Annotated in this window: 3 protein-coding genes and 1 pseudogene; all 4 read left to right on the top strand. The window is 72.3% G+C overall.

Translation table 11 applies throughout. From position 1 onward, the window contains the following. The first annotated feature begins 51 nt into the window (after positions 1-51). Positions 52-516 carry a PfkB family carbohydrate kinase gene (locus tag WMF19_RS12925; RefSeq protein WP_437899365.1) on the top strand — a complete coding sequence of 155 codons (465 nt, stop codon included), beginning with the start codon at positions 52-54 and terminating at the stop codon, positions 514-516. A gap of 156 nt (positions 517-672) precedes the next feature. Then, positions 673-5,754: pseudogene (locus tag WMF19_RS12920) on the top strand (AAA family ATPase); the annotation flags it as partial. A 220-nt stretch (positions 5,755-5,974) separates the two neighbouring features. After that, the gene (locus WMF19_RS12915) at positions 5,975-6,469 is read left to right on the top strand and encodes a response regulator (protein ID WP_437901623.1); all 495 of its coding nucleotides are present in this window, start codon (positions 5,975-5,977) and stop codon (positions 6,467-6,469) included. A gap of 102 nt (positions 6,470-6,571) precedes the next feature. Then, positions 6,572-12,541 carry an AAA family ATPase gene (locus tag WMF19_RS12910; protein ID WP_437899364.1) on the top strand — a complete coding sequence of 1,990 codons (5,970 nt, stop codon included), beginning with the start codon at positions 6,572-6,574 and terminating at the stop codon, positions 12,539-12,541. Positions 12,542-12,558 lie beyond the last annotated feature (17 nt).

Here is a 12,558-nt window from a genome sequence, read left to right as displayed (position 1 = left end):
CGAGCGCTCCCGCCCCGGAGCGGGAGCGCTGTGGCTCGGAGCGGGAGCGCGGTGACATCGAGTCGCGACGGTCTGGTGACGGTGACGCTCGACGCGGCCGTGGACCAGACGCGGGAGTGCCCGGGCTTCGCGGCCGGCGCGGTGAACCGCGTCGCTGCCCAGACCTTCACGGCGGGCGGCAAGGGCATCCACGTCGCCGCGTTTCTGGCCGAGCGCTCCGGGCGCGCCGGGCGGGTCACGGCGACGGGCTTCCTCGGCAGCGACGACGCGGCGCCCTTCGAGGCGCTGTTCCGCGAGCGCGGCATCGAGGACCGCTGCCTGCGCCTGCCCGGCGCGAGCCGGGTCGACATCAAGGTGGTCGACCGCCTGGGCCCGGAGGGCCCGAGGGGCACCGACATCAACCTGCCGGGCCTCGTCGTGCCAGCGGCGGCGCCTCGGGACGGCCTTCGCGGCCGGCAAGCTGGCCGCGGTCGGGCCGGTGCTGCCGCCCGACGAGCGCCTCCAGGAGCTCCGTGACGCCACGCGGATAGAGCCTCTCGACGACGCCGCGTGATCCCTCGCTGCGTGCTGGAGGCGAGAATGCAACGCGAGGCACCATAGAAACCAGCGCGTGCGATCGAGCTCATTCACGATAACGAGTGACAAGCGCCATCGTATCGTCGAGAATGAAACATGGACCACGTTACGGGGGAGGTCCTGCAGACGGATACGTGCGTCGCTCGAGCGGCCGAGTCCAAGAGCTGCGCACCAGCGATGCAGAACGCTCTCTGCGGCGAGCCGCCGAGTCCGCGCGCGCTCGCGAAGCCTGTCCTCGTGCTGGAGCCCTGGGGCGATACCTCGCTGGCGCGCGTGCTCGACCAGGGCCCGCTGCCGGTGGGGGGCGCGCTGCGCCTGGGCGCCGCGCTTGCGAGCAGCCTGGGCGAGGTGCACCGGCGCGGCGTCCTCCACCGCGACATCAAGCCGCACAACGTCCTGGTCGACGCCGAGCGGACGCGCGCCTGCTTGATCGACGTCGGGCTCGCGACCCGTTGCGCGCCCCGGCTCGCCGCGCAGAGATCGCCGGAGGCGGTCTCCGGAACGCTTGCGTACATGGCGCCCGAGCAGACGGGCCGGATGAACCGAGCGCCGGACGCCCGGGCGGACCTGTATGCGCTGGGCGCCACGCTCTACCAGCTGCTGACCGGCGCGCTGCCCTTCGACGCGACCGACACGCTGGAGCTGATCCACGCGCACATCGCCCAGACGCCCGTGCCCCCGCACGAGCGCGCGCCCGAGCGAAACATCCCCGAGGCCGTGAGCGCGATCGTGCTCAAGCTGCTGGCCAAGAGCCCCGAGGACCGCTACCAGACGGCGAGCGGCGCGGCCTGGGATCTGGAGCGGGCGGCGCGGGCCTGGGTCGAGACGGGAACCGTGGCGCCGTTTCCGCTGGCGAGGCGCGACTGGGACGATCGGGTCCGAGCGCCCTCGCGCCTGTTCGGCCGGGAGCGCGAGGGCGCCGCGCTCGCGGCGCTGTTCGACCAGGCGTGCGGCGGCGCGACGGTCCTGGCGCTGGTGGCAGGGCCGTCGGGCGTGGGCAAGTCGGCGCTGGTGCAGGCGCTGCAGGGCCAGGTGCGCGCGCGGCGGGGGATCTTCGCCGCCGGCAAGTTCGACCAGCTGCAGCGCAGCACGCCGCACGCGGCGCTGGCGATGGCGCTGCGGTCGGTGGTGCGGCGGCGGCTGGCGGACCCGGCCGAGGTGCTGGAGCGCTGGAGGCAGGCCTTTCAGGAAGCCGCGGGGCCGAACGGGCAGATCCTCGTCGAGCTCATGCCCGAGCTGGCGCACATCCTGGGCGAGCCGAAGCCGCTGGTCGAGCTCGGGCCGATGGAGGCCAAGCTCCGCTTCCAGACGACGGTGCTGCGCTTCGTGCGGACGCTGGCCACGGCCGAGCACCCCCTGGTGCTGTTCATCGATGACCTTCAGTGGGCGGATGCGGCGTCGCTGGCGCTCCTGGGCGGGCTGCTGAAGGAGCCTGCGGGCCAGCACCTGCTCGTGGTGGGGGCTTACCGGGACGAGGCGGTGAGCCCGGAGCACCCGTTGAACGCGCTGCTCTCGGCCCCCGCGGCCCCGGGCGCCGTGACCGGACGGATCGTGCTTTCGCCGCTCGGCGCGGAGGCGGTCGCGGCGATGGTGGCGGACATGCTCGATCGGCCCGTGGCCGAGGTGGAGGAGCTCTCGCGGCTGGTCAAGGACAAGACGGAGGGCAGCCCGTTCTTCGTCGGGCAGTCTCTGCAGCTCTTGCACGAGCGGAAGGTGCTTTCGCGCGACGCGGAGACGGGGCGGTGGCGATGGCAGCGAGAGGCGATCGAGCGGGCGGGGATCACGGACAACGTCGTCGCGCTGCTGACCCGCAGGCTAGAGCTGCTGTCGCCCGAGCTGCAGCGGGCGCTGCAGACGGCGGCGTGCGTCGGCAATCGGTTCGACGCCGAGCTCTTGGCGCACCTTTCGGGGCAAGAGGTGGAGACGGTCAGCGCCCTTTTGGCGGAGGCGGCGCGCGAGGGGCTCTTGGTGCACGAGGCCGAGCGGGGGCGCGAGGCCTACGCCTTCGTGCACGACCGGGTCCAGCAGGCCGCCTACGAGGCGCTCACGGCAGAGCAGCGGCTGTCGCTGCACCTGTGGATCGGCCGAGCGCTGCGGGCTCGGCACGGCGTCGCGTGCGCCGATGGGGAGCTGTTCGCGACGCTCTACCACCGCAACCGGGCCGCCGAGCGGCTGACGGACGCCCAGGAAAAGCGCGATCTTTCGGAGCAGAACCTGCGCGCGGGGCAGCGAGCCAAGGCCAGCGCGGCCTACGCCCAAGCCGCGGCGTTCCTCGGGAAGGCGGCGTCGCTGCTGGGCGAGGAGGGGTGGACCGAGGCCCCGGAGACGACCTTCGAGGTGCACCTGGTCATGGCCGAGGCCCTCTGGCTCGCGGAGCAGATCGACGAAGCGGAGCGGCTCTTTCAGCGCTGCCTGGAGCGATCGCGGGACCCGCTCGAGCGCGCGCGCGTGGCCAGCGTCTTGATCGTGTTTCTTCATGTCACCGGCCGCTTCGCGCAGGCCATCGAGCTCGGCCTCTCGGCGATGGCGTGGCTCGGGCGGCCGCTGCCGAGGACCCCGGAGGAGCAGCAGGCGCTGTTCGACGCGCTCATCACCGAGATCGAGCCCGCCCTGCATCGCATGACCGTCGAGGACTGGGAGGCGCTGCCGATGAGCGCCGACCGCGCCCACGCGCTGCGGTGCAGGCTCCTGGAGGTGCTGGGGCCCTGCGCCGCCTTCTGGATGTCCTCGCTGAGCCGCTGCTGCTGGCCGATGATCGTGCTGGAGACGCTGCGGTACGGGCTGACGAGGAGCTCGTTCGCGGGCTGCGTGTGCACGGCCTTGCTCCTGGCCTACCTCCTGGGGAAGCTGCCTCTGGCGCGCCAGCTGAACGAGCCCATGCTGGCGCTCATCGATCGGCACGACGTCGCGCGCGCCACCGCGCGCTTCAACGCCACGGTGGCCGCCATGTACTGGACGCCGCCTCCGAAGATGAGGGAGCTGTACGCGCGCGCGGCGCGCACCGCCGCCGAGGAGCGCGACCTCGTCGCCGAGGCGTTCAGCGAGATCCAGGGGGCGATGTTCCAGCTGATCGCCGGAGATGACCTCGATCGCGTCGCGCGCGACCTCGACCGCATGGCCTACCGCGACCCGATGGCCATGGACTTCCGGAACATCATCGCCCGCTCGGTCGCCGCGCTCTCGCAGGCCCAGGCCGCGCGCGCCGTCGAGCGGACGCTCGCGGAGATCGCGCGACCCGCGCGGGACGCGAAGGCGATGGCGCTCCTGACCGCCACGATGGCCATGGCGGGGTGGACCGGGGTCCATTTCGGCGCTGACGCGTGGGCGGTCGAGGCGGTCCTCGCCGTCGAGCCGGAGTGGCAGGTCTCGTGGGGCACGCCCATGCTCATCGCCCTAACGTTCGCGCTCTGCGTCGCCGGAGCGCACGCCCTCCCCACCGCCACCGCCGAGCGGCGCGCGCTGCTCGAGGATCGGCTGGCCTTTCACGGCGCGCGCCTCGCCCTCTGGGCCCAGGGCTGCCCCGAGAGCTTCGAGGCCGCGCGCCTGCTGATGGAGGCGGGCCGCGCTCGCGCCCGGGAAGAGCACGAGGAGGCCGGGCGGCTGTACGACCAGGCCATCGAGCACGCCCGCGACCAGGATCTGGTCAGCACGGAGGCGCTCGGCTTGCGCTTGGCCGGCGAGCACCGCCTCGCCCGCGGGCACCGCGCCCTGGCCCGCGCCTATCTCTCGGCCGCGCACGACGCCTACCTGCGCTGGGGGGCGCGCGCGGCGGCCGCGCGGCTCGCCCGGCGCTACCCGGACAGCATCGCGGCTCCGGGCCGCCCGGCGCTCGCGGCGGACGAGCCCCCGGAGGGGGCGTCCGCGCCGACGAGCACGATCATCACCGACCGCACGCTCCACGCGTACCTGGACATCGCCTCCGCGCTGCGCGCCGCGCAGGCGCTCTCCGGCGACCGAAACCTCGGCTCGCTCGTCGGCCGCATGCTCCGCCTGCTCGCCGAGTACTCCGGCGCTGAGCGCGCCGTGCTCGCCCTCATGCAGGGCGGCGAGCTCGTCATCGCCGCGCTGCTCACCGTCAATCCCCGGCAGGTCAAGCTGGCGCTCAACGAGCCCGTCGCCGGCTCGACGCGGCTGCCGGCGACGCTGGTGCAGTACGTCGCGCGCAGCAAGGAGCCGGTGGTGCTCGGGCAGGCGGCGTGCGACAGCCGCTTCGACGAGGACCCCTACCTGCTCGCCCACCGGCCCGGCTCGGTGCTCGCCGTGCCGCTTGTGCACCAGGGGCGCCTCTCCGGGGTGATGTACCTGGAGCACCCGAGCGTGGAGGACGCCTTCCCCCAAGCCCGCGTCGAGCTGGTGACGCTCCTCGGCGCGCTGGCGGCCACGGCCGTGGAGAACGCCACGTTCTACACCGAGCTGTCCGCGTACAACGAGCGGCTGGAGCGCGAGGTGGCGCAGCGCACCGGCGAGCTTGAGGCCGCCAAGGAGGCGGCCGACAACGCCAACCGCGCCAAGAGCGATTTCGTCTCCAGCATGAGCCACGAGCTGCGCACCCCGCTCAACAGCATCCTCGGCTATGCCCAGCTGCTCGGCCGGATGACCGATCTGCCCGCCAAGGCCGCCGACTCGGCCCGCATCATCCACACCGCCGGCACGCACCTGCTCGGGCTCATCAACGACGTGCTCGATCTGGCCAAGATCGAGGCCGGCAAGATGGACCTGCACCCGACCCCGGTCGACCTGCCCACGCTCCTCCGGACCGTGGCCAACCTCTGCCGGGTGCGCGCCGTGGAGAAGGGTCTCTCGTTCGCTTACGAGCGTGTCGGCCCCGAGCGGCTGGTGGTGCGCGCCGACGAGAAACGCCTCATGCAGGTGCTGCTCAACCTGCTGGGCAACGCCATTAAGTTCACCGAGCAGGGCGTGGTGACGTTGCACGTCGAGGTGCTGGAGCCGCCGGAAGAGCGAGGGCGCACGGTGCGCTTCCAGGTCGAGGACACCGGCCCCGGGATCGCCCCCGAGCACCTGGGGCGCATCTTCGAGGCCTTCGAGCAGGTCGGTGACGAAAGGCGGCACGCCGAGGGCACGGGCCTCGGGCTGGCGATCACGAAGAGGCTCGTCGAGCGGATGGGCGGCAGCATCGAGGTCAAAAGCCAGCTCGGCCACGGCTCGGTCTTCACGGTGACGCTCCGGCTGCTCGAGGTGGCCGCGGCCAAGGCCAGCGCGGGGCTGTCGTGGGAGGCGATCATCGGGTACGAGGGCGAGCGCCGCACGATCCTCGTGGTGGACGACAAGGCCGAGAACCGCGCGCTCTTGCGCGACTTGCTAGAGCCGCTGGGCTTCGAGCTGCTGGAGGCCGACAGCGGCGAGCGGGCGCTCGCGCTGGCCGTCGAGCGAACTGGCCATGCCGGGCATGGACGGCTGCGAGGCGACACGGCGCTTGCGGCAACGGCCCGAGCTCGCCCGAGTCGCGATCATCGCCTCGTCCGCCAGCATCTCGGAGGCCGAGCGGCAAACGAGCCTCAGCGCCGGATGCGACGACTTTCTGCCCAAGCCGGTGCAGGCCGGCGCACTCTTGGAGCTGCTCCGAGCGACGCTCCAGCTCGAGTGGAAGCGCCAAGCAGGGCCGGGCGCGGCCGTGACCCCTCCCCCCATGACCGATGCGGAGATCGGCCTGCTCACCCCCCCATCGGCAGAGGAGCTTTCGCGGCTCCTCGGTCTGGCCGACCAAGGGCACGTCTCCGGGGTGCTGAACGAGCTCGGTCGGCTCGAAGAGGCCGATCCGCGGCTCGGAGCGTGGATCGAGCAGGTGCGCGCGGTGGCGCGGAGCTTCCAGATCAAGCGGCTCCGCGCCCTGCTCCGGGCACAGGTCGCGAGCGTGTCACGGCAGCTCCCCTGACTGCTGTGCGGGCGAGCCCAACGAGCGTTTAGAGATGGCACGACCGAGCTCGTACACGATGGGGCATGACGCTCGTCAGCTCATGAGCGAGAAATATCCCCTATGGAGTACGTTCTCGGCGAGGTCCTGCACTCCGGAGCGGACATATGCATCGCGCGAGCCACCCACGCCAAGACCGGCGGCAAGGTGGTGCTCGAGCTGCCGCATGGCGAGCCGCCGAGCCCGCGCGCGCGGGAGCAGCTCAAGCACGAGCACGCCGTGCTGCGCGCGCTCGAGGTCCCCGGGGTCATCCGGGCCTTGGGCCTCGAAGAGCTCGACCGCAAGCCGGTGCTCGTGCTGGAGCACTGGGAAGGCCCCTCGCTCGCCCGCGTGCTCGACCAGGGCCCACTGCCCGTCGGGGTCACGCTGCGCCTCTGCGCCGCGCTCGCGCGCAGCCTGGGCGAGGTGCACCGGCGAGGCATCCTCCACCGCGATATCAAGCCGCACAACATCCTGGTCGACGCCGAGCGGACGCGCGCCTGCCTGATCGACTTCGGGCTCGCGACCTTTTGGACTCCCCAGCTCGCTGCGCAGAGGTCGCCGGAGGCGGTCTCCGGAACGCTGGCGTACATGGCGCCCGAGCAGACGGGCCGAATGAACCGAGCGCCGGACGCCCGGGCCGACCTGTATGCGCTGGGCGCCACGCTCTACCAGATGCTGACCGGCGCGCTGCCCTTCGAGGCGACCGACCCGCTGGAGCTGATCCACGCGCACATCGCCCGGGCGCCCGTGCCGCCGCACGAGCGGGCGCCGGAGCGGAGCATCCCCGAGGCCGTGAGCGCGATCGTGCTCAAGCTGATGGCCAAGAGCCCCGAGCACCGCTACCAGACCGCCAGCGGCGCGGCCTGGGATCTGGAGCGGGCGGCGCGGGCGTGGGTCGAGACGGGGACGGTGGCGCCGTTTCCGCTGGCGAAACGCGACTGGGAGGATCGGGTCCGAGCGCCTTCGCGCCTGTTCGGTCGGGAGCGCGAGAGCGCTGCGCTCGCGGCGCTGTTCGATGAGGCGTGCGGCGGCGCGACGGTGCTTTCGCTGGTGGCGGGGCCGTCGGGCGTGGGCAAGTCGGCGCTGGTGCAGGCGCTGCAGGGCGAGGTGCGCGCGCGGCGGGGCATCTTCGCCTCCGGCAAGTTCGACCAGCTACAGCGCAGCACGCCGTACGCGGCGCTGGCGCAGGCGCTGCGGTCGGTGGTGCGGCGGCGGCTGGCGGATCCGGCCGAGGTGCTCGAGCGCTGGAGGCTGGCCTTTCAAGAAGCAGCGGGGCCGAACGGCCGGATCCTCGTCGAGCTCATGCCCGAGCTGGTGCACATCCTGGGCGAACCGAAGCCGCTGGTCGAGCTGGGGCCGATGGCGGCCAAGCTCCGCTTCCAGACGACGGTGCTGCGCTTCGTACGGACGTTGGCCACCGCCGAGCACCCGCTGCTGCTGTTCATCGATGACCTGCAGTGGGCGGATCCGGCGTCGCTGGCATTGCTGGGCGAGCTGATGGCGGAGCCTGCGGGCCAGCACTTGCTGGTGGTGGGGGCTTACCGGGACGAGGCGGTGGGCCCAGAGCCCCCGCTCAGCGCGCTGCTTTCGGCGCCCGCGGCCCCGGGCGCCGTGACCGGGCGGATCGCGCTATCGCCATTGGGCGCGGAATCGGTCGGCGCGATGGTGGCGGACATGCTCGATCGGCCCGAGGCCGAGGTGGAGGAGCTGTCGCGGCTGATCAAGGACAAGACCGACGGCAGCCCGTTCTTCGTCGGGCAGTTCCTGCAGCTCTTGCACGAGCGGAAGCTGCTTTCGCGCGACGCGGAGACGGGGCGGTGGCAATGGCAGCGAGAGGCGATCGAGCGGGCGGGGATCACCGACAACGTCGTCTCGCTGCTGACCCGCAGGCTAGAGCGGCTGTCGCCCGAGCTGCAGCGCGCGCTGCAGACGGCGGCGTGCGTCGGCGACCGGTTCGACGGGGAGCTGCTCGCGCACCTTTTGGGGCAGGAGGCGGAGACGGTCAGCGCCCTGCTGGCGCAGGCGGCGCGCGAGGGGCTTGTGGTGCACGAGGGCGAGCGGGAGCACAAGGGGTATGCCTTCGTGCACGACCGGGTGCAGCAGGCCGCCTACGAGGCGCTCTCGGCAGAGGAGCGGCTGTCGCTGCACCTGGGGATCGGCCGAGCGCTGCGGGCAAGGTATGGTTTCGCGTGCGCCGATGGGGAGCTGTTCGCGACGCTCTACCACCGCAACCGGGCCGCAGAGCGGCTGACCGAGGCCGAGGAAAGGCGCGATCTCGCCGAGCAGAACCTGCGCGCGGGGCAGCGGGCCAAGGCCAGCGCGGCCGACGCGCAGGCTGTGGCGTTCCTCGGGACGGCCGCGTCGCTGCTGGGCGAGCAGGGGTGGATCGAGGCCCCGGAGACGACCTTCGAGGTGCACCTGGTCATGGCAGAGGCGTTCTGGCTCGCGGCGCAGGTCGACGAGGGGGAGCGGCTCTTTCTGCTTTGCCTCGAGCGAGCGCCGGACCCGCTCGAGCGCGCGCGCGTGGTCAGCATCTTTATCAGCTATCTCCAGGTCGCCGGCCGCTTCGCGCAGGGCATCGAGCTTGGCCTCACGGCCCTTTCGTGGCTCGGACGCCCGCTGCCGAGGACCCCGGAGGAGCATCAGGCGCTGCTCGGCGCGCTCATCGCCGAGATCGAACCCGACGTGGAACGCATGACCCTCTCGGACTGGAAGGCGCTGCCGACGAGCACCGACCGCGCCCACGCGCTGCGATGCAGGATCCTGGAGGTGCTGGGGACCTGCGCCATCTTCGGGATGCCCTCGCTGAGCTGGTGCTGCCGGCCGATGCTCGTGCTGGAGACGCTGCGGCACGGGCTGACGAAGAGCTCGTTCGGAGGGGGTGCGGGCACGGCCTTGCTCCTTTCGTACGCCCTGGGGAAGGTGCCTTTGGGGCGCCGGCTGAACGAGGCCATGCTGGCGCTCCTCGATCAGTACGACGTCTCGCGTGGCTTCGCGCTCCACGCCGGCGCACTGGCCTCCGAGTACTGGACGCCGCCTTCGAAGATGGGGGAGCTGTTCGCGCGCGCGGCGCGCGCCACCGCCGAGGAGCGCGACCTGGTCTTAGCGGCCTTCAACGAGGTCCAAGGGGTGACGTTCCAGCTGATCGCCGGGGCCGACCTCGATCGTATCGCGCGCGACCTCGACTGCATGGCCTACCGCGACCTGGTGGCCACGGAGTTTCGGAACATCGGTGCCCGCGTGGTCGCCGCGCTTTCACAGGCTCCGGCCGTGCACGCCGTCGAGCCAACGCTCGACGAGAGCGCGCGGCTCGCGCGAGACGTGAAACCCAATATTTTCTTGGCCGGCACGATGGCGGGTTGGACTGGGCTCCATCTCGGTGCGGACGCGCAGGCGGCCGAGGAGGTCCTAGCCGTCGAGCCGGCCTGGCAGGCATCGTGGGGCGGTACCCCTCTCCTCGCCTTCACCTTCACGCTCTGCGTGGCCGGAGCGCATGCCCTCCCCACCGCTGCCGCCGAGCACCGCGCGCTCCTTTCGGACCGGCTGGCCTTCCACGGCGCGCGCCTCGCCCTCTGGGCCCAGAGCTGCCCCGAGACCTTCGAGGCCATGCGCCTGCTCATGGAGGCGGGCCTCGCCCGCGCCCGCGAAGAGCACGAGGAGGCCGGCCGGCTATACGACCGAGCCATCGAGCAGGCCCGCGACCACGGCCTGATCAACGCGGAGGCGCTCGGCCTGCGCCTCGCCGGTGAGCACCGCCTGGCCCGTGGGCACCGCGCGTTGGCCCGCGCCTATCTCTCGGCCGCGCACGACGCCTACCTGCGCTGGGGGGCGTGCGCGGCCGCCGCGCAGCTCGTCCAGCGCTACCCGGACTGCATCGCGGCCTCGGGCCGCCCCGCCCTTCCGGCCGGCGCGCCGGCCGAGCCGCAGGACGGGGCGTCCTTGTCGTCCACGAGCACGACCATCACCGACCGCACGCTCAACGCATACCTGGACATCGCCTCCGCGCTGCGCGCCGCCCAGGCGCTCTCCGGCGACCGAAACCTCGGCTCGCTCGTCGGCCGCATGCTCCGCCTGTTGGCCGAGTACTCCGGCGCCGAGCGCGCGGTGCTCGCCCTCATGCAAGGCGGCGAGCTCGTCATCGCCGCTCAGCTCTCCGCCAACCCGCAGCAACTGGAGCTTTCGCTGAGCGAGCCGGTCGCCGGGTCGACGCGCCTGCCGGCCACATTGGTGCAGTACGTCGCGCGCGGCCAGGAGCCGGTGGTGCTCGGGCAGGCCACGGCCGACAGCCGCTTCGACGAGGACCCTTACCTGCTCGCCCACCGCCCCGGCTCCGTGCTGGCCGTGCCGCTGGTGCACCAGGGGCGCCTCTCCGGGGTGATGTACCTCGAGCACCCGAGCGTGGAGGACGCCTTCCCCGAAGCGCGCGTCGAGCTGGTCACGCTCCTCGGCGCGCTGGCGGCGACGGCCGTGGAGAACGCCACGTTCTACACCGAGCTGTCCGCCTACAGCGAGCGGCTCGCAGGCGAGGTGGCCCAGCGCACCGCCGAGCTCGTGGCCGCCAAGGAGGCGGCCGACAACGCCAACCGCGCCAAGAGCGATTTCGTCTCCAGCATGAGCCACGAGCTGCGCACGCCGCTCAACAGCATCCTCGGCTATGCGCAGCTGCTCGGCCGGCTGCCCGACCTGCCCGCCAAAGCCGCGGACGCGGCCCGCATCATCCACACCGCCGGCACGCACCTGCTCGGGCTCATCAATGACGTGCTCGATCTGGCCAAGATCGAGGCCGGCAAGATGGACGTGCGCCCGACCGCGGTCGACCTGCCCACGCTCCTCCGGACCGTGGCCAACCTCTGCCGGGTGCGCGCCGTGGAGAAGGGTATCTCGTTCGCTTACGAGCGTGTCGGCCCCGAGCGGCTCGGGGTGCGCGCCGACGAGAAGCGCCTGATGCAGGTGCTGCTCAACCTGCTGGGCAATGCCATCAAGTTCACCGAGCAGGGCGGGGTGACGTTGCGCGTCGAGGTGCAGGAGCCGCCGGAGGACCGATGGCGCACGGTGCGCTTCCAGATCAAGGACACCGGCCCCGGCATCGCCCCCGAGCACCTCGGGCGCATCTTCGAGGCCTTCGAGCAGGTCGGCGACGACAAGCGGCACGCCGAGGGCACTGGGCTGGGGCTGGCGATCACGAAGAAGCTCATCGAGCGGCTGGGCGGCAGCATCGAGGTCGATAGCCAGCTCGGCCGAGGCACAATCTTCACCGGGACGCTCCGGCTGCTCGAGGCGACCGCACCCCAGGGGAGCGCGGGGCTGTCGTGGGAGGCGATCATCGGGTACGAGGGCGAGCGCCGCACGATCCTCGTGGTGGACGACGACGCCGAGAACCGCGCGCTGCTGCGCGACTTGCTGGAGCCGCTCGGCTTCGAGCTGCTGGAGGCCGACGGCGGCGAGCGCGCGCTCGCGCTGGCCCTCGACCGGACGCCGGACGTCATCGTGATGGACCTGGCCATGCCGGGCATGGACGGGTACGAGGCGACACGGCGCTTGCGGCAAAGGCCGGAGCTCGCCCGGACCGCGATCATCGCCTCGTCCGCCAGCACCTCGGAGGTCGAGCGGCACGAGAGCCTGAGCGCGGGATGCGACGACTTTCTGCCCAAGCCGGTGCAGGCCGGCGCGTTCCTGGAGCTGCTCCGAGGCACGCTCCAGCTCGAGTGGCAGCGCCGAGCGGGGCAGGGCGCCGCCGTGACCATGCCCTCGATGACCGACGCGGAGCTCTGCACGCTCCCCGCCCCACGGGCCCAGGCGCTGGCGCGGCTCGTCGAGCTGGCCGACAGAGGGCTCGTCTCCCAGGTGCTGAACGAGCTCGATCGGCTCGAGGAAGCCGACGCGCAGCTCGGAGCGTGGAGCGGGCAGGTGCGCGCGGTGGCGCGGAGCTTCCAGATCAAGCGGCTCCGCGGTCTGCTCCAGGCGCAGCTCCGATACGGCATCACGGCAGCTCCCCCGACCGCGCAGCCCGAAAGACGGCAATGGCGGGCGCGCCCAGGCGAAAAATTTTAGTGAGGGGACGTGTTAGA

This window comes from Sorangium sp. So ce124, from assembly GCF_051525235.1.
GTDB classification, from domain to species: domain Bacteria; phylum Myxococcota_A; class Polyangia; order Polyangiales; family Polyangiaceae; genus Sorangium; species Sorangium atrum.
The sequence above is the reverse complement of the archived record's forward strand: the minus strand, read 5'-3'. Positions and strand labels throughout refer to the sequence as shown.

Bases quoted from the DNA above. Each gene is read 5' to 3' on its own strand.
- WMF19_RS12910 (WP_437899364.1), top strand. From the start codon at position 6,572: ATGGAGTACGTTCTCGGCGAGGTCCTGCACTCCGGAGCGGACATATGC.
- WMF19_RS12915 (WP_437901623.1), top strand. From the start codon at position 5,975: ATGCCGGGCATGGACGGCTGCGAGGCGACACGGCGCTTGCGGCAACGG.